This window comes from Chryseobacterium sp. UF-290 (assembly GCF_058245615.1).
This window is the reverse complement of sequence record NZ_JBSICB010000019.1, coordinates 69005-94078: the sequence shown is the minus strand read 5'-3', so window position 1 is coordinate 94078 and position 25074 is coordinate 69005. Positions and strand designations below refer to the sequence as shown.

The following is a 25074-nucleotide window of genomic DNA, read 5'->3' as shown; positions in this document are numbered from 1 at the left end:
ATTAAAAGATTAAAAGATTAAAAGATTAAAAGATTAAAAGATTAAAAGATTAAAAGATTAAAAGATTAAAAGATTTTATCATTAAACATCTGTTAATCCATAAGATCAACAGGGGCAGATCTAATCCTGATCGGAAACAATGGATAGCCTTACTTCTCATATAGGTGTAGGTGTCTGCATATCCCACATCCCGAAACCCGTACCTCACATTCCCTATCTTATATCAACTGTTTAATAAATAACCATACAATGATAGAATTTATTTTAACGATAATCAGTTATTTATGATTTTCTTTAACAAATCTTAGTGTTTTCAATTCATAATTGGCACTTTAATTGAGTAGAACATCATGTTTAATTTAAAGAGGAATGAAATGAAAAAGTTATTGTTAACAGCTTTTTTGATCGGGACGTTCAGCCTGAGCTATGCCCAGTCAGATTATTATAATGATTACAGAAGGAGTATATCGGATATTAACTGGCAAACTGTCATTACTGATCTGGTACTTTCTACAACGCAGGCTAATCAGGTCTATGCATTGAATGACAGATATCGTGATTACAATTCATGGAACAGAGTATATGTAGTGGATCCGGGAAGATGGAGAGGAGACCGTTACTCCGAACTGGAAAGAATTCTTGGACGTGAAAAATATATTGTATTCAAAAAGAGATATTACAGAGGACAAAACCCGGTAATCGTATACGGAAGAAACAAGGCTGATTATAAAAAATACCGTAAAGAACAGAAGAAATACCACAAAGAAAAAGCTAAGTATTATAAAAAACACAATAAACATCATCATGGTCACGGTCATGGTCACTAAATAAAACCATTATCAACTATATATTCACTTTTAAGTGGCTGACAGAATATTGTCAGCCATTTTTTATGAGAGAATTAATTTGACGAATAATGGAAAAGCAATATCCGGAGGAATTTCAATTTCCTAGAATATTTAAGATATATCGATCGTTGGTAAGAAACTTTCATCATCATCTTCCAGCCTTTTCATTCATCTTAGAGTAAAATAAAACACTTGTATATATTAATTTGTTTGAATTTTATAACTTTGATCTATGGAATCAAGTGAATCAGTTAAAAGTTTCTACGAGCGGAATGCTCCCGATCAGGGATTTCAATGCATCGGTACAGGTAGTATGGGGCATTTTAATGTGTTTTCCAGAGAATTTTGTTCTCTGGTAAGTCCTTATAGCAGGAGGGATTATTATAAAATTTCACTGATTATAGGAAAAGGAAAGCTGCATTATGCTGATAAATGGATCCGGGTAGACCGTCCTGTATTGCTGTTTTCCAATCCCATTGTTCCCTATTCCTGGGAAGCTGAGGATGAAGATCAGAAAGGGTGGTTTTGCCTTTTTACAGAAGAATTTTTACAGAATGGAAGCCGGCTGGGAAACCTTCAGGACTCTCCGCTTTTCAAAATTGGCGGGACTCCGGTTTTCTTTGTGGATGAGGAACAGCAGAAAATACTTTCCGATATTTATACAAAGATGATGACTGAGATCCAGTCGGATTATATTCATAAATATGATATGCTCCGTGCCTATCTGCATCTGATGATCCATGAAACAATGAAAATGCAGCCCGCAGAAAGCTTTGAACCTTATCAGAATGCTTCACAAAGAGTGGCTTCATTATTTATGGAACTGCTGGAAAGACAGTTTCCTATTGACAGTCCTGACACATTTTTGAAATTGAAAACACCCAATGACTATGCACAGAGTCTTTCCATCCATGTCAACTCTCTGAACAGGTCTGTAAAGGAGATCACCGGAAAGACCACAAGCCAGCAGATCACCGGAAGAATTATTCAGGAAGCCCATGCTTTATTGATACATACAGATTGGAATATCGCTGAAATCGCTTATGGATTAGGCTTTGAGGAACCCTCTTATTTTACCAATTATTTTAAAAAGCAAACCGGACTGACTCCAAATGCGCTCAGAACAAACCCTGTTTGAATTTTATAATTCTTAGTTTGAATTCTATATCATCAATGATGAGTAGGTGCTCTAATTTTGTCTCATACAATTAAAATAAATACCATCATGAAATTTAGAAAATTAGGAAACACAGGAGAGCAGCTGTCTGCCATTGGTTTAGGCTGTATGGGGATGAGCTTTGCCTACGGTCCTGCAGATGAGCAGGAAAGTATCAATACTTTACATAAAGCATTAGATCTGGGAATTAATTTTTGGGATACGGCAGATATGTATGCCAATGGTGAAAACGAAAAACTGATCTCTAAAGTCCTGGTCCCGAACAGGGATAAAATTTTTATCGCAACCAAATTCGGATTCAGGTTCAGGGACGGTAAGGCAGGTCATAGTGGGGCTTCGGGAACTTATTTTGACGGTTCGCCGGAATGGATCAGACAGGCTGTAGATCTGAGCCTTCAGCGATTAAAAATAGATACGATCGATTTATATTACGCACACAGGGTTGATCCCAACGTTCCTGTACAGGAAACGGTAGAAGCTATGGCAGAACTTGTAAAAGCCGGTAAAGTAAAATATATCGGACTTTCTGAAGCTTCCGCGGAATCTATCAGAAAAGCCAATAAAATTCATCCGATTGCCGCTTTACAGTCAGAATACTCTATCCTTACCAGAGATGTTGAAAATGAAATTTTGCCAACCGTAAGAGAATTGGGAATTTCTTTGGTTCCTTATTCACCATTGGCAAGAGGACTTTTTGCCAATATCAGCGAGGTTCAGAATTTTGGAGATGACGATTTCAGAAAATCATTACCCCGTTACCAGCAGGAATATATTGAAAACAATACAAAGCTGGCCAATGAGATCAATGATTTTGCGGCTTCCAAAGGGGTAAAAGGAACCCAGCTGGCTCTGGCCTGGGTCCTTAATCAGGGAGATGATATTATTCCGATTCCGGGAACCAAGCGGATCAAATATCTGGAAGAAAATATTGCCGCGGTCAATATCGAGCTTTCCCGGTCAGATCTGGATACCATTGATACCATCCTGAAAAAATACCCGAATGTAGGAGAAAGATACAGCGAGGGAGCTATGAAACTGGTAAATAACTAAAGACGCTACAATAAACTGGGTTCCCGGATAAAAACAGGAACTCAGTTTTTACTGTTATAAAATTTCATTCAATCAACTGCCTGTTGATATTTTCTGCTTATTAATTTTCAACCTTTTACATTGAAATAAAGGGTGAAAAGAAGACTTATAGCAATGGAAATCAGAAAAACCACCAAATTATGAACAGAAGAGAACTATTAAAAAACGGATTATTGGTAGGAACATTAAGTATGTTTCCTTTTTCCGGAATGTTGGCAGAAACCAGAAGCTTTTCAGAAAAACCAGGAGATGACCTTTCCGGCTTCAAAAAAATAAAGCTTGGTGACCTTGAATTGTTTATTCTTACCGATGGGTATATCCATGAAGAAGATCTTAATTCATTTGCTCCAAGAGGAAATGTTTCTGAACTGAAAAAGATCCTTAAAGACAACTTTCGCTCTGACAATTATATCGATATGGCGATCAATACCCTGCTTGTCAAAACAAAAGATAAACTGATCCTGCTGGATACCGGTATGGGAATATTTGCTGATGAAAGAGCAGGATTCCTATTAAAAAGCCTTCAGAAGGCCGGATTCTCAGCAAAGGATATTACGGATATTTTTATCTCACATGCCCATCCTGATCATATCGGTGGAGTGGTAGATAAGCAGAATAATCTGGTTTTCCCCAATGCTGCCGTTTTTATTTCTAGGATCGAACATGATTTTTGGATGAAAGCTTCTATTAAAGATTTTAATAACAGCGCTCTGAAAGCTCTTCCTGAGCTTCTCGGCCAGATTATTCCGGCCACTCAGAATATATTGAAAACGATTCAGCCGAAATTGAAATTTTATGATCTGGACAATACCCTGTACAATCATTTCAGTTTTCAGCTGGCTCCCGGACATACTCCGGGCCTAACGGTAACTACCATATCGTCAGGAGGTGAAAAGCTGCTGTATATTGCAGATCTTATTCATTCTGACGTTATTCTTTTTCCTCATCCTGACTGGGGCTTTTCCGGAGACACGGATCTGGATATTGCAACTGCTTCGAGGAAGAAGTTTCTCGAACAATTGGCTGATACAAAAACCAGAGCGTTTGCTTCCCATTTGCCGTGGCCGGGATTAGGCTTTACAAAGAAAAAGGCTCCGGAATTTGAATGGATTGCTGAAAGTTTTATGAATTGAGATGGCAGAGGATAAGCTATAGGGATAGTGAGAGATTATTACAGCTGGAAAATGAACAAAAAATCCCGGAAAATTTTGGCTGCCGGGATTTGCTGAATTTATTGTTTATAAGGTAATACCACCATCGATAACGATCTCTGTTCCTGTGATAAATCCGGAAGCATTATCATCAGATAAATGAATGACCAGCCGGGCAACTTCTTCCGCATTCCCCATCTTTTTCAAAGGAATCTGATTAATAAGGTGATCCTTAATGCCTTTTAGCGTCTCCTCGTCCAGTCCTGCCTTATTCATGATCTCTGTTTTAATAGGTCCCGGACTGATCATATTGACTCTTATTTTCCTTGGAGCCAATTCTGCAGCAGCTGTTTTCGCTATTGAATTCAATGCCGCTTTACTTGCCTGGTATACGGAGCTGTTGGGCTTGTAGGTAGTAGCGACAATGGATGACAGGAAAGTAACCGACGCGCCGTCTTTCAAAATGGGAATAAACCTGCTTAAAGTAAAATAAGCTCCTCTGAAATTAGTATTCATCACGTTGTCAAAATTTTCAATGTCCATATTTTCAATCGAGTTCAGGTTTCCTGTAATTCCGGCGTTGATGAACAGAATATCTACTTTTCCAAACTGCTTTTCGGCTTCATTCTTCAGGAGACTGATATCCTCCAGGCGAGACTGGTCTGCTGTAAAAGGAATTGCTCCCAGCTCCCGGGCTGCTTTTTCCACGGCTTCTTTTCTTCTTCCTGTAATCATTACGGTTGCTCCTTCAGCAATAAGTTCTTTGGCTGCAGCATACCCGATTCCACTGTTACCACCTGTTACTATGGCTAATTTGTTATTTAATTTTTTCATTTCTAAAATTTTTTGACAAAGTTATTTCAATTTGGTATACTTTTGTAATCAGTATAACAGAGTATACCAATATCATTCATGATATCAATTTAATTTTGCAGCTATGGAAAGAGATCAGACCGAAGAACTTAGAGCATTACAGGATACCCTTTATTTTATAGGAGGAAAATGGAGAATTCCGGTTATCAATTCAATTTGTAACGGAAACAGGCGCTTCAGGGAAATAGAACGCAGTATCCCCGGAATTACAACAAGGATGCTTTCAAAAGAGTTAAAAGACATGGAGCTGAATAAGCTGGTAAAACGTAATGTCTACCCGGAAACTCCTGTTCTGATAGAATATGAGCCTACAGAATACTGCAGGACCTTCGGAAAAATCATTATGGAGATGATTAATTGGGGAAGGGAGCATAGGAGAGTGATTGTAGAGGATAGGTAGCAGGTTGTAGGGATATTAGATAATGCTTCAATATATAAGCCCATTTATAATAGCCATAAAGGATTTTTATAAGCTTTATCGTGTGTTTTTGGCATTAAAAAAGCTCCTTAAAAAAGGAGCTTTAAGTTTTATATTGAAACCGGAAATTAGATTCCGTCAATGATTTCATTTAAAACAGTACTTGGTCTCATTGCCGCATACGTTTTGTATGTATCAGCTTTGTAATAACCGTCAATGTTTTGAGGTTTACCCTGAGCACCAATTAACTCTGCATTGATTACCGCTTCATTTTCCTGCATTGCCTGTGCAACCGGAGCAAACTGTGCAGCTAATTCAGCGTCAGCGGTCTGGTTAGCCAAAGCTTCAGCCCAGTACATCGCTAAATAGAAGTGAGATCCTCTGTTGTCGATCTGACCTACCTTTCTTGCAGGAGATTTATCCGTAGCTAAGAATTTAGCGTTAGCCTCATCTAATGCATCAGCAAGAACCTGAGATTTTGTATTCCCCTGAGTCTGGGCTAAATGTTCTAAAGAAGCTTGTAATGCTAGGAATTCACCCAGAGAATCCCATCTTAAATAGCCTTCTTCCAGGAATTGTTCAATGTGTTTCGGAGCAGAACCTCCCGCACCTGTCTCAAATAAACCACCACCATTCATCAATGGAACGATAGAAAGCATTTTTGCGGAAGTTCCAAGCTCAAGGATAGGGAAAAGGTCAGTCAGGTAATCTCTCAATACGTTCCCTGAAACAGAGATGGTATCTTTACCTTCTCTTGCTCTCTTAAGAGTTTCAGTCATCGCGTCCTTTACATCAAGAATTCTGATATCAAGGCCTGTAGTATCATAGTCAGCAAGGTATTTTTCTACTTTTTTGATGATCTCTCTGTCGTGAGCTCTTCCTTTGTCCAGCCAGAAGATAGCCGGAGTATCAGATAATCTTGATCTGTTTACAGCCAGCTTCACCCAATCCTGGATAGGAGCGTCTTTCGTCTGGCACATTCTGAAGATATCATCTTTTTCTACTTTTTGAGAAAGAAGAACGTTTCCTGCTTCATCCTGAACCTCTACGGTTCCGTCTGCTGACACTTGGAAAGTCTTGTCATGAGAACCATATTCTTCAGCTTTCTGAGCCATCAATCCAACGTTTGGTACAGATCCCATTGTTGTGGGGTCTAATTTTCCGTGTGCTTTCATATCATCGATTACAGACTGATAGAAACCAGCGTAAGAACGGTCAGGGATGATGCAAACAGTATCTTCTTCGTTTCCGTCTTTGTTCCACATTTTACCTCCTCCTCTTACAAGAGCTGCCATAGATGCGTCAACGATAATATCAGATGGTACGTGGAAGTTGGTAATTCCTTTATCTGAATTGACCATGGCCACTCTTGGTCCGTCAGCAAGAGCTTTTTCAATATCAGCTCTGATGTCCGCTTCCTGAGCATTTCCTTTGATCTTTTCGAAAAGATCAGCAAGACCGTTGTTAGGATTGATGTCTAAAGACTTGAACGTCTCAGCATATTTTGTAAATACATCTTTGAAGAAAGTTTCTACGATAGCCCCGAAGATAACAGGGTCAGAGATTTTCATCATCGTAGCTTTAAGGTGAGCGGAAAGAAGTACATTTCTTTTCTTAGCTTCTTCAATCGCTTCCTGAACGAATGCTTTCAATGCATTAAGATTCATTACGGAAGAATCGATGATCTCACCGGCCTGAAGACCTGCGAAGTCTTTTAATACAGATTCAGAACCGTCGTTTCCTTTGAATACGATTCTGTATTTTGTAGCGTTTTCAAGTGTTGTAGAAGTTTCAGTTCCGTAGAAATCACCGTTATTCATGTGAGCTACGTCAGTTTTGCTGTCAGAAGCCCAGTCACCCATTCTGTGAGGATTGGCTTTTGCATAGTTCTTAACAGCTTTTGGAGCACGTCTGTCAGAATTCCCTTCTCTTAATACAGGGTTTACAGCACTTCCCAAAACTTTAGCATATTTAGCTTTGATGGCTTTTTCATCATCATTTTTAGGCTCTGCAGGATAGTTTGGTACAGCGAATCCTTTACTTTGTAATTCAGCAATAGCCGCATCCAGCTGAGGGACAGAAGCAGAAATGTTTGGTAGCTTAATGATGTTGGCTTCAGGTTTTGTCGCCAATTCTCCTAATTCCGCCAAAGCATCACCGATCTTTTGATCATCTTTTAAAAACTCAGGAAAATTAGCTAAAATTCTTCCTGCCAAAGAAATATCCGGGACTGCGATTTCGATATCTGCTGATTTGGTAAAAGCTTTTACAATAGGTAAAAACGAGTGAGTAGCCAGCATTGGAGCCTCATCAGTAAGTGTGTAATAGATTTTTGATTTTTCTGACATTATACTGTTATTTTTTATTTGAAATTTAAAGTCCCACAAATTTAGTTAAAATTTAAATTTTTGGATGAATCCTTTACTGAGTTTTTTTACTTTAAGATTAATTTAACCTTAATCAGACCGTAAAATTTTCTTTTTTGATTAAATTTGAAAAACTAAAAAAATAAAATTATGTCCACGACCATCACTTTAAAAGGAAACGAAGTACACACAATAGGCAAATTACCATCAGTAGGAAGCACCATTAGGGATTTTGCTTTGGTAGATTCAGGGTTGAATGTAAAAACGCTTGAAAACTTTGACGGAAAGAAAAAAGTATTCAATATTTTCCCAAGTATCGACACGCCTACTTGTGCTGCATCCAGCAGAAAGTTCAATGAAGAAGCTTCAAAACTGGACAATACCGTGATCATCAACGTTTCAAAAGATCTTCCGTTTGCATTAGGCAGATTCTGTGCTGCGGAAGGATTGAACAACGTGGAAACCCTTTCTGATTTCAGAAGCAGCTTTGGTGATGATTATGAAGTGACTATTACAGACTCACCTTTGAAGGGGTTATTGAGCCGTGCCGTGATCGTTACAGACGAAAACAACAAAGTGGTGTATACAGAGCAGGTTTCAGAAATTGCTAACGAGCCTAATTACGATGCAGCGCTTGCAGCATTGAATCAATAACAGAAATAATTTTTGTGAAAGCCTTGTGAAATTAATTTTGCAAGGCTTTTTTAATGGAGCATAAAAAGAATACCACAATTAATCTTTAATATAATTCAAGATGGTAAAAAGAATTGTAGCCAATATAAAAACAGGGGACTTATCAAAAGCAGACCTTTTTTATCAGGATATTCTGGGACTTGATGTTCTGATGGATCATGGCTGGATCAAAACATTTGGAAATGATCAGGAATCAAAGGTTCAGATCAGTTTTGCAGAACAGGGAGGTAATGATACCGAGGTTCCCGATCTTTCCATTGAAGTGGATAATGTGGATGAAATATATGATAGAATGAAAAACGCCGGTTTTGAAATACCATATGGGCTGACCGATGAAGATTGGGGAGTACGCAGATTTTTTGTTAAAGATCCGTTTGATAAACTAATTAATATACTGTCTCATCAATAAAACTTGTCTGCGATAATAAAAGCAGACCCGATTATTCCTGTTCTCACAATCTTCGACTATCAGAAAACAAAAGAGTTTTATGTGGATTGGTTAGGATTTGAGATCGTATGGGAACATTATTTTGAGGAAAATACTCCCGTTTGTATGAAAGTGAAAAGAGAAAACATCATTTTTCATTTGAGTGAGCATCACGGAGATAGTACATCCGGAACCAGAGTGGCTGTCTGGGGCGGAGCCCGTATAGGATTTGTATTTGAAAAACATTACTGAATACTGATTACAATCAACAAAAATCCGGAATATTAAAGCTAATTTTGTAAAATGAAACGTTCAGGAACAGCAGATCTACCGCTACACTATGGTAAAGTACCGCCGTGGCTGTATGAGCGTATGTCTGTTCTGGGGCTCTCTATCGTAGAAGTGATCCTGATGGATTATGGCAAAGATGAGGTCCTTCGCCGTCTGGCGGATCCGTTCTGGTTTCAGAGCTTCGGAGCAGTGATGGGAATGGACTGGCATTCCTCAGGGATTACCACTTCTGTGATGGGCGCTTTGAAACGTTCCATCAATCCTAATTCTCAATCATTAGGCCTTTATATTTGTGGTGGAAAAGGAAAATTTTCCAGAGAAACCCCGTCAGAGCTGATCCGGATTGCAGATAAAACAGGCCTGAATGGTACTGAGCTGGTGAGAGCCAGTAAGCTTTCCGCTAAAGTGGATAATACAGCAGTTCAGGATGGCTATCAGCTCTATCTGCACAATTTTATTCTATCAGATAACGGAAACTGGAGCGTCATTCAGCAGGGTATGCATGAGTCTGACAGAACAGCAAGACGCTATCACTGGCATTCCGGAAATATGACCTCATTCGTGGAAGAACCTCACACGGGAATTAACGGGATTTCAAGAGGCCATATCCTGAACCTTACCGATGCTGAAGCCTCAGAAAACAGGAAAGGAATCCTGGACATCTCTCACACGGATTCTGCTGAAGTGATGAAGGATTTTTCAAGGCTGATCCTTCCCAATCATCATGATGTTCAGGCATCTGATGTTGATCTGAAGCGTTTAGGAGCACTTTTATATGTGACCAGGGAACAGCAGCCTCAGAATTTTGAAGACCTGCTAATGCTGGAAGGTGTAGGCCCAAGAACGATGCAGTCATTGGCCTTGGTCAGTGAAATTATCCATGGAGCTCCTTCACGGTTTGCAGATCCGGCAAGATTTTCTTTTGCTCATGGAGGTAAAGACGGTCATCCTTTCCCTGTTCCTACCCATACTTATGATGAGAGCATCAGTATCCTCAGAAAAGGAATAGAAAAATCAAAGCTTGGAAATTCTGATAAGCTGAATACGCTGAACAAACTTCATAAGATTGTAACTACGGCTGAGAAAGACTTTATTCCCGATTTTGATATTCAGCAGGTCATTGAAGAAGAAAGACAGAATTCATGGCGTTTTGGAGGCAAAACCGTTTTGGGGGATGCTCAGAAGCCTAATCCTTCCAAACCAATTCAGCTCTCTTTATTTTAGCCTAAAAGGAAGATATTTCTTCTCTTTTTAAAATCCATATATTTCACTACAGTCATAACAGATAAAATATAATCTTAACTGTTAAATAAAGATCTGATGATGGGATTTTGTATACTATTTTAACCTTAGTATGGGACAAGAAATAAAGTTTAAAAGGTTTAAAGCTGGAAGCTAATATTGCCAAAATAATCTCTGGCTGTTATCATAAAAATTGATCAAGTACGCTTTAAAGCATGAATAAAATAGAGCTCCGGCTGTTTTTCATACTTCAAAAACTTCCTTCTTCCATCCTCCAGCTTCCATCCAATTTAAAGCAAAATGCTTATCCGAACTAAAAATAAAACAACCGTTTAATTTTCTTGTTTTTTTAAATCTCTTAATTTCAATAGTGTACTTTGCATTTTTATAGGATTTATTTTTTTTGTTTAATCATTATATCTTTAATTCAATTAAAAATTCTATTTTTAAAATCTTAAAAAAAATTGACCTGATGACCTATAAATCCCTTGAAGCCTGTTACGATTTTCCGTTTTTTCTGCAGGAAGAGCTTGATGAAATATTTAAGGCTCATGAGAAAACATCATTCCAGAAAGGGGATTTTATCCTGGAAGAAGGTAAAACAGCGAATGAATATTATATCCTGGATAGTGGATTGGCACGTTCATTTGTCAATGACTTTAACGGAAACGAGGTGACCACTCATTTTTTCGTAGAGAATGAAGTGATCATTGAGGTCTTATCCATGTTTCAAAGAGTGCCGTCTCAGGAAAATATTGTCTGCATTACAGACTGTGAATGCTGGAAGCTGGATTACGATACCTTTCAGGAGCTGTTTCACAAAATCCCGAATCTGAGAGAATGGGGAAGGGCCTGGATGTCTAAGGAGCTTTTTGCCTATAAACAAAGATCTGTAGAAATGTTTACCCTTTCCGCTACCAGAAGATATCTTAATCTGCTGGAACAGAAATCCAAAGTCATACAGTTTGCTCCCCTGAAACAGATTGCCTCTTATCTGGGAGTAACAGATACTTCTTTAAGCCGTATTCGTAAAGAATTGGTTTCCCATTCCAGAAAAAATTAAATCTTGCCTTATGGCAAGTTGATTTTCATTCAGCCTTGGTAATTTTGGTTAAAAGTTTAACACTAAAAATTACAAAATGAAAGTCAATCAGATTTATGTGAATCTTCCGGTAAAAGATGTGCAGAAAACAAAAGAATTCTGGACAAAACTGGGATTTTCCATTAATGAACAGTTTTCAGATGACAGGGCAGCTTGTGTTACCATGAAGGAAGACAATATCTTCGTCATGTTTCTGGATGAAGAATATTTTAAAACGTTTACCAACAAACCTGTTGCAAAAGAGAATACAAGCCAGGTTCTTGTTGCTGTTGGTCTCAACAGCCGTGAGGATGTTGATCATGTAGTAAAAACCGCTGTGGAGAACGGAGCCTATCAACATGAGGAACCTCAGGATTACGGATGGATGTATCAGAATTCTTTCTGGGATTTAGACGGACATGGCTGGAATATGACATTTGCCGATATTTCTCAAATGCCGGCAGAATGACCTGTCACCATCACATGTATTTCACAAGGAGCAAAGAATTTTAAGGCTCAGGAAAATCAAAGATCCTCAAACGTTACCTTATCAACCTAAAAAATACCAGAAAAATAATTCGCGCATTCGTGGCAAGTATAAACCATTTTAATTTCTTTAGAGATCATGGAAACTATGCTGTTTTCTCACAAACATCCGCATAATCTGTGAAATCCTCCTGAAATAGAATATAATAGGCACATTCAGTCATATTCTAACATCTAACTTCTAATATCTATCAAAATGGAAACACCAAAATCAAAAAAAACAGAGGTCATTATTCCGGCTTACAGAATGCATACCCAAAGCTTTGTGAATGTATTGGAAGGTATTTCGGAGGAAGATGCCCTGAAAAGAATCGAAAATAAAACCAATCACATTGTATGGATGGCCGGAAACTTTGTGAATATGCGCTATGCCTTAGGTTGGGTATTGGGGCTACAGGAGCAGGATCCTTATAATGATCTGTTCTTTCAGGGAAAAGCATTGGACGAAAGCACCTGGTATCCGACATTGGCTGAGCTGAAGAAAAGTTTTCATGAAATTTCGCCTAAAGTGTATCAAAAACTTTGGGAAGCAACTGATGAAGAACTGGACGCGATCTTTGAAATAGGGATGGATGTTCCTTTTGTTGAAGAGACAAAGCTCAACTTTGCAGGAATGTGTATCGGCAGGGAAGATTATCTCTGCGGTCAGATAGGCCTGATGCGCAGAATTCTGGACTATCCGGGAATGAAATATGATATGGATGAAAACCTCAAATATTGATTTATGAATCCTGTAGAAAAAGGCTATAAAAAGGTCAACGGAATCCGGCTGTATTATGAGATTTACGGTTCAGGCAAACCATTGGTACTGATCCATGGCAGAGGCTCATCCATTTTATATGATTTTGAAGAAGTCATTAAAAGACTGGAAAACAAATTTCAGTTAATTGGAATCGATCTGCAGAATCATGGACGGAGTGAGCACCGTGATATTCCTGAAACATTTGAGCAGGATGCAGATGATGTGGCAGCCCTTTTAAAAGAGATCAATATTGAAAAAGCTTCATTCTGGGGATTCAGTAATGGCGGAAATACCGTTATGCAGATTGCGTATCGCTATCCGGGAGTAGTAGAAAAGCTGGTCGTTGCCTCATCTTTTTATAAAAGAAACGGTATGATGGACGGTTTTTTTGAAGGAATGCAGGAAGCAACTTTTGAATCTATGCCAGAGCCGTTCAAGATCAACTTTTTAAATCTTAATCCGGATTTTTCAAAACTGGAAAACCTTTTCGATAAAGACTGTAAAAGGATGCAAACCTTTGAAGACTGGGAGGATGAAGTTTTAACGTCTATAGAAGCCCCGGTATTATTCATCAGTGCTGATAAAGATGTCATGAAACCGGAACATACCGTTGCCATGTGGCGTCTTGTGAAAGATTCCCGTCTGATGATACTTCCCACAACCCATGGCGTTTATATGATGGCTGACTTTGATGGCAGCATCAATGAAAATTTAATAGACTTTACAGTCAAAGAAGTAGAATATTTTTTAAACCATTAAGCTTTTTTAAGATGTTAAGCCGGGGCTGAGGTAAATACTAATGTTTTTCAGCTCAAAAGCGAAGCTTCTTAATATCTAATGGTTCCGATATCAGAACATTACATTAAATAATAACATTTTAAAATTAAAAATCATGGCTAAATTAAATCCGTACTTAAATTTCGATGGAACAGCTGAAGAAGCTTTCAATTTTTACAAATCTGTTTTTGGTGGAGACTTCGTTGGAGGTATTCACAAAATGGGAAATGCGCCCGGTACAGAAAATCTTTCAGATGAAGAAAAGAACAGAGTGATGCATATTGCACTGCCAATCGGAAATGACCTTTTAATGGCATCAGATATCGTTCCCGGCTTCGGGCAGAAACTGACGGTGGGAAATAACAATTATGTTTCTATTTTCCCGGATTCAAAAGATGAGGCCGATAGGCTTTTTAAAGGACTTTCTGAAGGGGGAAATATAGAAATGCCGATTGAAGACCAGTTTTGGGGAGATTATTTTGGAAGCTTTCAGGATAAATATGGTGTTCATTGGATGGTGAATTATAACGATGAATATGCAAAATAATCTTATCTTTAACTAAATTATAAAAAGGAGGTGCCCGTTCAGGGCAGCTCTTTTATCTAATCATTAAAAACAGAACTATGGATCCAATTAAAATAGACATTACGATTTTAGCGCCGGTAGAAAAGGTCTGGAACTACTTCAATGAACCGAAACATATTACAAAATGGAACTTTGCCCATGAAAGCTGGCATTGTCCTAGTTCTGAAAACGACCTGAAAGTGGGAGGGAAATTCAAAAACAAGATGGAAGCTAAAGACAAAAGTTTTGCATTTGATTTTGAGGGAATATATGATGAGGTTATCCCCCATGAAATGATAAAATATCATATGGAAGACGGAAGAAAAGTAGAAGTGATTTTTGATAAAATAGATGAAAATACAACCAAGGTCATCGAAATTTTCGATCCGGAAAAACAAAATTCTGTGGAAATGCAAAGAGAAGGCTGGTATGCCATTCTTAACAATTTCCATAAATATGTTGAGAATCATTAAAAATAATGTATGCAGCCATGATCAATTTAGTTATCATGTCAAAGAGTTTACATTCCATGTATGCAGTGAACTATGATCCTAAGGACGGGTTTCTCTACGGGGTGATTGCCATTCCGGCAAGAAGGGCTTTGGAAAAGGAAAAAATAGACTCTTTGGAGAAGCTGTCAGGATATTCTGAAAAAGAGATTATGCAGCTTCATGGTTTTGGGAAAAATACGATGATGAAACTTAAAAATTATATGAAGGAGCGTCAGGTGTTTTTCACAGAAGCCTAAATATAAAGTGAGAAAAAATTTATGGTGCCATTACGGTCAAAGTGAAGTCAGTTTCCTTGAATGTAAAGGCAGAAGATTCCTTTTGCATAATTTAGAGGTTAGAAGTTAGACGTCAGAAGTTAGAAACTTCAGATATATAATTTTTGGTGTCTGTTGTGATATATTGGGTTCATCTGGTTTACAAAATTAACATAAAGCCTGAGAAACAAAATCTATAAGAGAATCTTCATGTAGCAATACTATTTTGGATATGAGTTCAGATTTTCCGCTGAGTTCATCCGGGATGCGAGAGGAAAGAGTTCAAGGCATAAGAACATATACAAAATAAGAAAACATAATTCAACTCTATAATCAATCAATTTAAACTTATGAATAACGATATATTTCCCTGTCTCTGGTATGATGGAGATGCCAAACAGTCTGCCGAATTTTACTGTAAAGTTTTTGGAGGTGAGATTACAGCAGATACCCCTGTCGTGATGAATATTGATCTGTTCGGACAAAGGTTAATGCTGCTGAATGGTGGACCTCAATTCAAGAAAAACCCGTCTGTTTCTTTCATGGTGATCTGTGAAACAGAGGATGAGGTTCAGAAATACTGGGATCAGCTGGTGGAAGGAGGAATAGCTCTGATGGAGCTTGGATCTTATTCCTGGAGTAAAAAATACGGGTGGGTTCAGGATCAGTATGGAGTGACATGGCAGCTGTTTTTAGGAGAAAAAGCCGGTGACCAGAAAATAGTTCCTACGCTGATGTTCATCCATCAGAATAATGGCAAGGCTAAAGAAGCTATGGAGCTTTACACAAAGACTTTCCCGAATTCAAGCATTGGAAATATACTGAAATATGGAAATGGAAGCGAAGGTCATGATATACCGGAACCAGCAGAAAATGTTCAGCATGCCCATTTTGTGATTGATAACTACAGCTTATTCTGTATGGATAATTCGTATGACCATCCATTTGATTTCAATGAAGGAATCTCTTTGGTTGTGATGACCGATGACCAGCAGCAGACCGATCACTACTGGAATATACTCACGTCGGACGGTGGAAGAGAAAGCATGTGCGGATGGCTGAAGGATGCATATGGTCTTAGCTGGCAGATAGTCCCTAAAAGATTAATTCAGTTGATGAACGATTCCCATCAGGAAAAGGCTTATAAAGTGGTACAGGCTATGATGAAAATGCAGAAAATTATTATTCAGGATCTGGAAGACGCCTATCATTCATAAATTATTTCGGCGTATTGTTTGATGTGATTTAGAGAAAAGATTTGCTTATGAAGACACAGAACAAATCAAAATCTAAGTCAAAGATCCCTAAAGAAGGGCTGTTTCCGGAAATAATCCGGGATGATTATCAGGGAAGCCGGAAATTGTCAGGCAAAAAAGCTGTCATTTCCGGGGGAGACAGCGGTATAGGACAGGCCGTTGCCGTTCATTTTGCCAGAGAAGGCGCGGATGTTGCCATCATTTATAAAGAAAGTGATGATGATGCTCGGGAAACCAAAAGACTGGTACAAAAAGAAGGCCGGGAATGTCTTTTGATCAAAGGCGATCTTACCAGAAAAGCTTTCAGGATAAAATGTGCTGATAAGATCAAAGCAGCGTGGAAGAATCTGGATATTCTGATTAATAACGCAGGAATTCATACCTCAAAGAATGATCTTGAAAAAATTTCTGATGAACAGATCCGGGATACTTTTGAGACCAATATCATCTCGATGATTTCTTTTACCAGAAATTTTCTCCCATTGATTGGAAAAGGAGGACGGATCATCTGCACAACTTCTGTTACTGCCTATCGTGGAAGCGATCATCTGATCGATTATGCGGCTACCAAAGGGGCGGTATTATCTTTTATCCGTTCATTGGCCGATAACCTGGCAGAAAAGGGAATTCTGGTCAACGGGATTGCTCCGGGGCCTATTTGGACTCCTTTGGTAAAAGAAGCTTTTGATGATCTTTCAAGATTTGGGAAAGATACTCCGCTGAAGCGTGCAGGGCAACCTTCTGAAGTAGCGCCTGCTTATGTTTTTCTGGCTTCTCAGGACGCCAGTTACATTACAGGAGAAGTGATTCACATTAATGGAGGTGATTTCGTTGGAGGATAGGGAGTAGAAGTTAGAAGTTAGAAGGGGCGGCCGGGTACTTGCTTAATGCTTGTTTAATGTCTGAAATCTAATATCTTTAATCCTTTTCATTTACAATACAAAAATAAAACAGTATGGAACAATTATCATATAAAATTGAGATCAATGCAGAACCGGAAAAAGTATGGAGCGTTCTCTGGGGTGATATTACCTACAGACAATGGACGACTGCTTTTACGGAAGGTTCTTTTTACGAAGGAACATTGGAAGAGAACAACATCATCAAATTTTTTGATCCCAAACAGAATGGGATGTACAGCAGGGTTGAAAAAGTGATTCCTAATCAGGAAATAAAATTTTTGCATCTGGGTGAAATTTATGAAGGCATTGAAGTGCCTCAGGATTGGGGTGAAGCAACGGAAGCTTACTTTCTTGAGGAAAATGAAGAAGGAACATTACTGAAGACAGAAATTCAGACACCAGAGGAGTTTAAAGATTTTTTTGAAGAGAAATTTCCGAAAGCGCTGGCGATTATCAAGCATCTTTCGGAAAATCAGCTTTAAATAGAAAATTAACAGGATATACAGACAATGTCCAAACTAACCAATAAAACTTAATATATGGAAACCTTATCTTATGAAACTATAATCGATGCTCCCAAGCAAAAAATTTGGGACATCCTTTGGGGACCGGAAACGTATAGCGAATGGACCCAATATTTTGGAGCGGGATCAATCATGAAATCTGACTGGAAAGTAGGTGGAAAAACTTATTTTGTAAACGCCGGAGGAGAAGGAATGGTTTCTACCATCGACAGTCTGGATGAACCGAATCAGGTTATTTTTAAACATCTGGGAATGGTAGACAAAGACGGAAACGAAGATACCCAAAGTAAAGAAATAATGGAGTGGAGCGGTTCCTTTGAAAAATATATTTTAATTGATTTTGACGGAAAAACAAAACTTCATACCGAAGTTCAGGTAGATAAGCAATGGAAGGACGATCTGAATACAGGATTTACAAAAGGATTAATGGTGGTGAAAAGCCTGGCAGAAGGCGTAAGTCTTGATTCAGTATAACAAAATTAAGGCAAAGGTTGCATATATAATGGAATAATAATAATTTTCTCTAATCCTATTTCTGTAATCTGCAACCTAAAAAACTATGAAACTATTAATAATTCTTTTCAGTACATTTATACTGGCTTTGCTGGGAACAGCAGTATTTCAGGGAAAACCGGATTTTCTATTTTCAGGAAATCTGGGAATGGCCGTGTTTATCATCTTTACAGGATTCTCTCATTTTAAATTCCAGAAAGGAATGGCGATGATGATCCCTGATTTTATCCCTGCTAAAATGTTTTGGGTGTATTGTACCGGGCTGATAGAGATTGCGGCAGGAATTGGTTTAATGATTCCATCGGTTCGTGAGCTTACAGCTATTCTGCTGATTGTTTTTTATGTTCTGGTTTTTGTAGCCAACATCAATTCATCAAAGAAAAACATTAATATTTTCAAAGCGGATTATACGGGTCCCGGTATGAAATATCTTTATACAGAAAGAATTCCCATGCAGATCATTTTGATAGCATGGACCTGGTATTTCGGGATATACCTGAATTAAAATAAACAAAGACAGTCGGTTGGCTGTCTTTGTTATATTTTGGAGATATTTTAAATAAATGAATAAATAATGTAACGTTTCATCATCAATAAGTGTCTTATTATATAAATGCACTTACTTTTTATGGATTTAAAACTTAACTGCGTTCTATAACTTTAACTTTAAAAACATAAGTTATGAATCTAAATTCCAAAATTTTTGGTACAGCCTATATCGTACTATCATCCATTATGATCAACGCACAAAATTCTACAGCCAAGCTGCCGGGTGATCCTACCTTGCCCTCTTCAAAAGCTGCTCTTGAAAAGCTTGTCTCTTATGACAAAGGAAACTTCAGATATAAAGTTGAAGATTACTTTGCAAGGCCGAAAGCCTCAGCGTTTAAATTATCTCCGGACGGAAAATATCTTTCCTATAAAGAAAAGGACGAGGATAAGAAAAATCATGTCTATGTGAAAGACCTTAGCACCGGAAAGATTACCAAGGCAATCGTAGAAAAGGAAGATCTTATCAAAGGCTACGGATGGCTGAACAAAAATCGTTTATACTATACACAGGATAAAGGTGGAAATGAGAATATTCATCTTTATGCTGCGGATATTGATGGTGGAAATCTTAAAGATTTAACCCCATTTGACGGGATTACTCTGGGAACGATCAGGCCTGTAAAAGATACTGATTTTGTTGTTGTGACGATGAATAAAAACAATAAACAGATCTTTGAGCCCTTTAAGATCAATTTTGTTACAGGAGAAATGACCCAACTGTACGAAAATAAAGATGTCAACAACCCGATTGATGACTATATTTTCGATAAAGACGGAAACCTGAGGGGCTACACCATCCTTGAGAACGGACTGACTACAAAGACTTATTATAAAGACCTGCAGACAGGTAAGTTCAACCTTCTGAAATCCACAGACTGGTCTGATACCTTCAGCATCATCAGCTTTAATGATCATTCGAAGAATAAAGATGAAGCTTATGTGGTAACTAATCTGGATAGTGATAAAGAAAGAATCGTTCTGTATGACCTGAAGAAAAATTCAGTGATCAAAGAGGTATATTCCCATCCGGTATATGATGTGAGTTCAATCAGTGTTGCCGGTAAGAACAGGAATTATGAACTGGACTACATCAGCTATAACGGGATCAAAGGAGAAACAGTTCCTGTAAGTAAGTTCTATAAGGAAATTGATGATAAGCTGAAGTCTGAATTTAGAGACAAAGAGTTTGGAATCGTTTCATCAGATGATAATAATGATAAACTTCTGGTGATTGTCGGTAGTGATAAGCTGTATGGAACGTACTATGAGTATGATACAAAGACCAAACAGATAAAGCTTCTTTACAACCTTATGCCGCAGCTGAAGGAAGAAGATATGGCAGAGATGAGGCCGATCGAATTTAAAAGCAGGGACGGGTTGACAATTCATGGCTATATTACATTACCTAAAGCGGCATTGGAAGGTAAAAAGGTTCCGCTGATTGTAAACCCTCACGGTGGCCCTCAGGGGATCAGGGATAATTGGGGATTCAATCCGGAAACACAGTTGTTTGCCAGCAGAGGATATGCAACGCTTCAGGTGAATTTCAGAATTTCCGGCGGATATGGAAAAGAATTTCAAAAAGCAGGGTACAAGCAGATCGGAAGAAAGGCCATGGATGATGTGGAAGACGGAGTAAAATATGTGATCAGCCAAGGTTGGGCAGATAAAGATAAAATAGCGATCTACGGAGGAAGCCATGGAGGATATGCTACTTTGATGGGCCTGATCAAAACTCCGGATCTGTATGCTTGTGGGGTGGATTATGTAGGAGTATCCAATATCTTTACCTTCTTCGATTCATTCCCGGAATACTGGAAACCTTACAAGGAAATGGTAAAGCAGATCTGGTATGATCTGGATAACCCTGAAGAAGCTAAGATTGCCAGGGAAGTATCGCCGGTCTTCCAGATCGATAAGATCAAGAAACCGTTATTCGTGGTTCAGGGAGCCAATGATCCCAGGGTAAATATCAATGAATCTGATCAGATCGTAAAAGCAATGCGTGCCAAAGGTTTTGAAGTTCCCTACATGGTAAAATACGATGAAGGACATGGATTTGGAAAAGAACCGAACAGAATCGAGCTTTATAAGTCGATGTTAGGATTCTTTGCAGAAAATTTCAGTAAGGCCAAGTAAAATGATAATTTTTATAATGATGGAAACGGAAGATTTTAGGTCTTCCGTTTCTTTTTTGTGATTGAAACAGAGCAATCTTAATAGAAGTTAGAAGTTAGAAGTGCACAAAAGTGAGCTGTCTGCTTAAGGCGTATGATTTTATCTTCGATGAAATGTATATCTCACGCTGATTTTGCAGATAACGCAGATTGATAAAAAGAATGAATGATTTGAAGTTGTCATAGGGTTAGTAAGAATATTCAGATTCTTTGTTATGCTTAGAGACCGCCTGTCATTCAATATGCCAATAGATATCAGTACCTTTATCACTTATATAACCTGGGATGAATATATTTTTCTAAATTAGAAGGTCGATGAATAAAAGAAAAATTGAATTCCGGGAAAAATATTTTAAATTTATTAAAGTAAAATCAAAAGGATAGCCGTCATAGCAATATGGAGGTTGTCGAAAAAATAGCAATGCCACAAAAGGAGAAAGAAAGCATCATCTCACAGACCGTTTCCAACTACGGAGGGAAGCTGATGTCCTATATTCGTCCCAAGGTGAAAAATACGGAAGATGCGGAAGATATTCTGCAGGAAGTGTGGTATCAGTTCAGTAGCCTTACCAATCTTTCCGAGATTGTAAATGTGGGAGGCTGGCTGTACAGGGTAACGGCCAATAAGATTACAGACCGTTACCGTAAAAAGAAAACAGAAAATCTTGAAGATTTCGTCTATGAAGATGAAGACGGCACATTTTCCATCAAAGATATCTTACTGATGGATGAAAGCGCTGGTCCTGAAGTGAAAATGTTTCAGGATGAGATCTGGAAAAAACTGTTTGAGGCGCTTGATGAACTTCCCGAAAAACAAAGGCTGGTCTACGTAGAAAATGAGCTGAATGACAAAACCCTCCAGGAGATCGCCGATGAGCAGGGAGAGAACATCAAAACCATCATCAGCAGAAAAAATTATGCTGTGAAGCACCTGAGAAACAGATTGAGAAAATTATACGAAGATTTAAAAAGTTAGAAAAAGAAATTATGAATCATAAACACAAAAAAGGCTGGATTTTTTTATTGTTATGTCCGCCATTGATCTTTGCCGCTGTTACATGGATTGTGATGTGGCTTTGGAATTGCCTTCTTCCTGAAATTTTAGGAGTAAAGACAATCACATTCTGGCAGGCAATGGGAATATTGGTATTAAGTAAGATCCTTTTCGGAGGGTTCCATTTTGGTAAAGGAATGAGAGACTTTAAGGAAAGAAAAATGAGAGAGAAAATGAAAAGCCTGTCGCCTGAAGAGAGAGAGAAATTTAAGGAAGTATGGAGGAATAAATGTTCAGGAGGGTTCTTCAACAGAAACAACGAATAATTTACAAATTTTAAAGAAGTAGTAAGGTAAAATTAAAATTCATTCGTCTATATAAAAAAAAGAAGTAGTAAAATTTAAAATTTTGAAAAATGAAAAATTCAGCATTAAAAGGAGCTCTTGGAGCACTAGCCGTAGTAGGTGTAGCCTTAATCGCTAAAAAAGCAGCACAAAGAAAAAGATTTATCAAAGGTATCTTTGAAGAGTACGGAATCAAAGAAAGATCTCCTTTCGGACTGGCAGATAAGATCAGAGAAATGAATGATGAGGAATATCAGGAACTGAAAGGAAAATTCAAAAAAGAATTCCATTCAGGATGCCGCAGAAAGGATAATATCTATGAAGCATAAACAGTAAAATACTAAATTGAAATTGTTTAATTCCGGCTCGGGAAGCAAAGCTTCCCGAGCCGGAATTTTTTCTAAAATAATTATACAATTTGTATAATTATTGCTATATTTGAGAAAACAATTTGATGAAAGTGAAAATTATAAGGGTTGAGGATGATGAGTTCGTTGACGGTGAAATAATACATGTAAGAAAGAGAAAGGTAAATCTACCATCATTAACGGACAACTGGAGGTTTAATTTTAAGAAGCATTCAAGAAATAGAAATACAGAAACCTATGTATTAATTGCTGATGATGAGAATACGATTGAGGGATGTTTGATTTTTGAAATGAGAGAGAAGGTTGAACCCTATATGGCCTACATAGAAGTTGCTCCTCACAACAAAGGTGATCAGAAAAAATTTGACAGGGTTGCAGGTTGCCTTATCGCTTATGCAAGCAGATTGAGCTTTATTCATGGAAAAGAATGTTTTATGGGATGGCTGACTTTTGATGTTATGGAAGAAACAGAAGATGCTATGCTTATGCTAATGTCTCTTTATTCTAAGAAATACAGAGCAAAGAGAATTGCAGATACAACAATAATGTGTATTGCGCCAGAGGACGGAGAATGGCTGATTAATAAATACTTAAATATGAAATGATGAAGGCAAAAGAATTAAATTTTGACAGAAAAAAGGATTTGATTAAAGATTATATTGAATCGGAATCCTTAAAACAAAGTAAAGAAAGAATTTTGAGAAATGAACTTCTTTCTATACAATATCAAATTGAAGATTATATAGAATCTGATACCTTTGATCTTGAAAAATCATTGAAAGCACTTGATTTTGTAAAGATGTATCTTAAAGTATTAAATATTACTAAAAAGGATTTAGCGAAATATTTAGATATGAAAGATTCAAATTTACATAAATACTTGACAGGAGAAAGGAAGCTTAATGCACCTGTCGTATTAAAATTGAGTTATTTTACACATACAAAACCAGAATATTGGTTTAGGATTCAAATTAAAAATGAATTGTTGGAATTGAAAAAAGAATCAGAAAAAGTGACAGATTACAGTAAGTATGATTACAGACATCTGGTAGAAAATTAAAAAATAATAAGGCCGTTTTCATGATCAATGAGACGGCTTATTTTTTATAGATAAGTTTTTTCGCATTGACAAATTAGAAAAATAAATTCTTATTTTTGTATTGCTCAATGAAAGACTATTACTATTTTCTCGGGATTTCTCAGGATGCTTCGGAAGAGGACATCAAAAAAGCTTATCGGAAGCTTTCTTTAAAATACCATCCTGATAAAAACGATAATGATGATTTTTTTGCCGATCGTTTCCGGGAGATCCTGGAAGCTTATGAAACATTGAGCGATCCTGCCAGAAGACGTGCTTACGACCAGAATTTAGAAAATCATCAGAGAAGTTTCAGGTATAATATTCCGCCTGCAATAAAGACATTTACGGCGAATAAAATTCATGCAAAAAAAGGGGAGGAGATCATTATCAGCTGGCAGACGAGTAATGCCGATGTGGTAAAAGTATTGCCTTTCGGGCTGGAAAAACCTTATGGTGAAAGGATCTTTAAGATCACAGAGTTTAAAGACGGGAAATTCCAGCTTTTGCTTCATGCGACGAATTCTCTTTTGCATAAAACAGTCGTTCAGGGAATTACCATTACTGAAGTTTTTGAAAATGATACTGAGAAATTCAAAAACACAGTGGAAGATATGTTTAAGCCACAACCCCGGACAGCGGTAAACCGAACAGGACAGCCTAAAATTATGACGTTGCTTTGGGGAATTATTATACTAGCGATTGCTATATATATGCTGGTAAAAAATTTCAGTTAACTTAAGCCATTTTCTTTCTTCCGGGACATTTTTTACATCTTTTTCCTTTCTTGAATTTCTTACAGCAGGATTTCTTTTCACAGAACATTTCTTCATTGTTGAAGGCATATACGGGAGCCAAAGGCGGAACTTTAAATGGGACAATCATATTCATGCTGCAAATATATTAATTTAGAATAAATATAATTAATAAAATTTCATAAAATTCTTACAACCTGATGAATAGCTAAATGATTGACTTTTATAGGTTCAGGTTTTCGTTGTATTTGAAGCTCATTTTCTCCATATAAGACCCGAACTTAGACTAATTAATAATTTTAAGGAAATTCTTTTTACATATGATGAAATGAGATGTACTTCTCAATTATGTAAGATTAGTGAAAGGTTTTACCGTATTTTAATGCATATTTCACTATTTTATTTATAATAAATAGGTTATATTGTTGACGATTATTTATAGAATCGATATAATTAGTGTTTAAAATAAACTAAACCTTATCCAATGGCTATCAAAAGCAAAGCGCTTTAAAACAACTACACGACTTAGTGAATTATCTGCATTTGGATGCTGTTGTAC

Annotated in this window: 31 protein-coding genes; 28 read left to right on the top strand and 3 right to left on the bottom strand. The window is 37.5% G+C overall.

All coding sequences use genetic code 11. The features are described 5' to 3' along the window. The first annotated feature begins 374 nt into the window (after positions 1 to 374). The 4 genes from AC4IF5_RS18190 (at position 375) to AC4IF5_RS18175 (ending at position 4247) form a co-directional block, all read left to right on the top strand. Positions 375 to 827: a hypothetical protein gene (locus tag AC4IF5_RS18190; protein ID WP_490737015.1), complete on the top strand. Its 453-nt coding sequence runs from the start codon at positions 375 to 377 to the stop codon at positions 825 to 827. 253 nt (positions 828 to 1080) lie between these two features. After that, positions 1081 to 1986, top strand: coding sequence for a helix-turn-helix domain-containing protein (locus AC4IF5_RS18185; RefSeq protein WP_490737013.1), 906 nt, complete (start codon positions 1081 to 1083; stop codon positions 1984 to 1986). Positions 1987 to 2073: 87 nt separating this feature from the next. Beyond that, entirely contained in the window at positions 2074 to 3075 is a 1002-nt protein-coding gene (locus AC4IF5_RS18180; RefSeq protein ID WP_490737011.1) for an aldo/keto reductase, read from the top strand. Positions 3076 to 3254: 179 nt separating this feature from the next. Beyond that, the gene (locus tag AC4IF5_RS18175) at positions 3255 to 4247 is read left to right on the top strand and encodes an MBL fold metallo-hydrolase (protein ID WP_490737009.1); all 993 of its coding nucleotides are present in this window, start codon (positions 3255 to 3257) and stop codon (positions 4245 to 4247) included. 105 nt (positions 4248 to 4352) lie between these two features. On the opposite strand, the gene AC4IF5_RS18170 is transcribed toward AC4IF5_RS18175, so the two are convergent. Beyond that, positions 4353 to 5099: an SDR family oxidoreductase gene (locus AC4IF5_RS18170; protein WP_490737007.1), complete on the bottom strand. Its 747-nt coding sequence runs from the start codon at positions 5097 to 5099 to the stop codon at positions 4353 to 4355. Positions 5100 to 5202: 103 nt separating this feature from the next. Between AC4IF5_RS18170 and AC4IF5_RS18165 the strand changes: the two genes are divergently transcribed. Beyond that, entirely contained in the window at positions 5203 to 5538 is a 336-nt protein-coding gene (locus tag AC4IF5_RS18165) for a winged helix-turn-helix transcriptional regulator (protein WP_066694713.1), read from the top strand. Between the two features lie 146 nt (positions 5539 to 5684). Here AC4IF5_RS18165 and AC4IF5_RS18160 read toward each other — a convergent pair whose 3' ends face one another. Next, entirely contained in the window at positions 5685 to 7904 is a 2220-nt protein-coding gene (locus tag AC4IF5_RS18160) for an NADP-dependent isocitrate dehydrogenase (protein WP_490737005.1), read from the bottom strand. Positions 7905 to 8072: 168 nt separating this feature from the next. Here AC4IF5_RS18160 and tpx point away from each other — a divergent pair, with 168 nt between their 5' ends. The 23 genes from tpx to AC4IF5_RS18045 all read left to right on the top strand — a co-directional run bounded on the left by tpx (position 8073) and on the right by AC4IF5_RS18045 (position 24497). Continuing rightward, entirely contained in the window at positions 8073 to 8576 is a 504-nt protein-coding gene (tpx, locus tag AC4IF5_RS18155) for a thiol peroxidase (protein WP_490737003.1), read from the top strand. Between the two features lie 100 nt (positions 8577 to 8676). Beyond that, entirely contained in the window at positions 8677 to 9024 is a 348-nt protein-coding gene (locus tag AC4IF5_RS18150; protein ID WP_490737001.1) for a VOC family protein, read from the top strand. Between the two features lie 3 nt (positions 9025 to 9027). Next, a complete protein-coding gene (locus AC4IF5_RS18145) occupies positions 9028 to 9294 on the top strand; it encodes a glyoxalase superfamily protein (RefSeq protein WP_490736999.1) in 267 nt (88 codons plus the stop codon). A gap of 51 nt (positions 9295 to 9345) precedes the next feature. Continuing rightward, positions 9346 to 10557: a DUF763 domain-containing protein gene (locus tag AC4IF5_RS18140; RefSeq protein WP_490736997.1), complete on the top strand. Its 1212-nt coding sequence runs from the start codon at positions 9346 to 9348 to the stop codon at positions 10555 to 10557. A gap of 490 nt (positions 10558 to 11047) precedes the next feature. Further along, positions 11048 to 11638 carry a Crp/Fnr family transcriptional regulator gene (locus AC4IF5_RS18135; protein ID WP_490736995.1) on the top strand — a complete coding sequence of 197 codons (591 nt, stop codon included), beginning with the start codon at positions 11048 to 11050 and terminating at the stop codon, positions 11636 to 11638. Between the two features lie 76 nt (positions 11639 to 11714). Continuing rightward, positions 11715 to 12125 (top strand): VOC family protein, encoded by a 411-nt coding sequence (locus AC4IF5_RS18130; RefSeq protein WP_490736993.1) that lies wholly within the window; start codon positions 11715 to 11717, stop codon positions 12123 to 12125. A 273-nt stretch (positions 12126 to 12398) separates the two neighbouring features. Further along, on the top strand, positions 12399 to 12923 hold the full coding sequence (locus AC4IF5_RS18125; protein ID WP_490736991.1) for a DinB family protein: 525 nt from the start codon (positions 12399 to 12401) through the stop codon (positions 12921 to 12923). Positions 12924 to 12926: 3 nt separating this feature from the next. After that, complete coding sequence (locus tag AC4IF5_RS18120; protein ID WP_490736989.1) at positions 12927 to 13703, top strand: alpha/beta fold hydrolase; 777 nt, start codon at positions 12927 to 12929, stop codon at positions 13701 to 13703. 133 nt (positions 13704 to 13836) lie between these two features. Then, entirely contained in the window at positions 13837 to 14268 is a 432-nt protein-coding gene (locus AC4IF5_RS18115; protein ID WP_490736987.1) for a VOC family protein, read from the top strand. Between the two features lie 77 nt (positions 14269 to 14345). After that, positions 14346 to 14759, top strand: coding sequence for an SRPBCC family protein (locus AC4IF5_RS18110; protein ID WP_490736985.1), 414 nt, complete (start codon positions 14346 to 14348; stop codon positions 14757 to 14759). A gap of 35 nt (positions 14760 to 14794) precedes the next feature. Then, complete coding sequence (locus AC4IF5_RS18105; RefSeq protein ID WP_490736983.1) at positions 14795 to 15034, top strand: helix-hairpin-helix domain-containing protein; 240 nt, start codon at positions 14795 to 14797, stop codon at positions 15032 to 15034. A 368-nt stretch (positions 15035 to 15402) separates the two neighbouring features. Beyond that, positions 15403 to 16269 carry a VOC family protein gene (locus tag AC4IF5_RS18100; protein WP_490736982.1) on the top strand — a complete coding sequence of 289 codons (867 nt, stop codon included), beginning with the start codon at positions 15403 to 15405 and terminating at the stop codon, positions 16267 to 16269. A gap of 47 nt (positions 16270 to 16316) precedes the next feature. Further along, positions 16317 to 17150, top strand: coding sequence for an SDR family oxidoreductase (locus AC4IF5_RS18095; RefSeq protein ID WP_490736980.1), 834 nt, complete (start codon positions 16317 to 16319; stop codon positions 17148 to 17150). A 113-nt stretch (positions 17151 to 17263) separates the two neighbouring features. Continuing rightward, on the top strand, positions 17264 to 17692 hold the full coding sequence (locus tag AC4IF5_RS18090; protein ID WP_490736978.1) for an SRPBCC family protein: 429 nt from the start codon (positions 17264 to 17266) through the stop codon (positions 17690 to 17692). A gap of 57 nt (positions 17693 to 17749) precedes the next feature. Continuing rightward, a complete protein-coding gene (locus AC4IF5_RS18085) occupies positions 17750 to 18208 on the top strand; it encodes an SRPBCC family protein (RefSeq protein ID WP_490736977.1) in 459 nt (152 codons plus the stop codon). A gap of 85 nt (positions 18209 to 18293) precedes the next feature. Then, on the top strand, positions 18294 to 18752 hold the full coding sequence (locus tag AC4IF5_RS18080) for a DoxX family protein (RefSeq protein WP_490736975.1): 459 nt from the start codon (positions 18294 to 18296) through the stop codon (positions 18750 to 18752). A 176-nt stretch (positions 18753 to 18928) separates the two neighbouring features. After that, a complete protein-coding gene (locus tag AC4IF5_RS18075; RefSeq protein WP_490736974.1) occupies positions 18929 to 20938 on the top strand; it encodes a S9 family peptidase in 2010 nt (669 codons plus the stop codon). A 435-nt stretch (positions 20939 to 21373) separates the two neighbouring features. After that, positions 21374 to 21952: an RNA polymerase sigma factor gene (locus AC4IF5_RS18070; protein WP_490736972.1), complete on the top strand. Its 579-nt coding sequence runs from the start codon at positions 21374 to 21376 to the stop codon at positions 21950 to 21952. An 11-nt stretch (positions 21953 to 21963) separates the two neighbouring features. Further along, a complete protein-coding gene (locus AC4IF5_RS18065; RefSeq protein WP_490736970.1) occupies positions 21964 to 22296 on the top strand; it encodes a hypothetical protein in 333 nt (110 codons plus the stop codon). 89 nt (positions 22297 to 22385) lie between these two features. Continuing rightward, entirely contained in the window at positions 22386 to 22643 is a 258-nt protein-coding gene (locus AC4IF5_RS18060; RefSeq protein WP_490736968.1) for a hypothetical protein, read from the top strand. Between the two features lie 125 nt (positions 22644 to 22768). Beyond that, positions 22769 to 23287, top strand: coding sequence for a hypothetical protein (locus AC4IF5_RS18055; protein ID WP_490736966.1), 519 nt, complete (start codon positions 22769 to 22771; stop codon positions 23285 to 23287). Beyond that, the gene (locus AC4IF5_RS18050) at positions 23287 to 23742 is read left to right on the top strand and encodes a helix-turn-helix transcriptional regulator (RefSeq protein ID WP_490736964.1); all 456 of its coding nucleotides are present in this window, start codon (positions 23287 to 23289) and stop codon (positions 23740 to 23742) included. The genes AC4IF5_RS18055 and AC4IF5_RS18050 overlap by 1 nt, the downstream gene beginning before the upstream one ends. A 107-nt stretch (positions 23743 to 23849) precedes the next feature. Beyond that, on the top strand, positions 23850 to 24497 hold the full coding sequence (locus tag AC4IF5_RS18045) for a J domain-containing protein (RefSeq protein WP_490736962.1): 648 nt from the start codon (positions 23850 to 23852) through the stop codon (positions 24495 to 24497). Between the two features lies 1 nt (position 24498). On the opposite strand, the gene AC4IF5_RS18040 is transcribed toward AC4IF5_RS18045, so the two are convergent. Beyond that, positions 24499 to 24651, bottom strand: coding sequence for a hypothetical protein (locus AC4IF5_RS18040; protein WP_164465368.1), 153 nt, complete (start codon positions 24649 to 24651; stop codon positions 24499 to 24501). Positions 24652 to 25074: the final 423 nt, after the last annotated feature.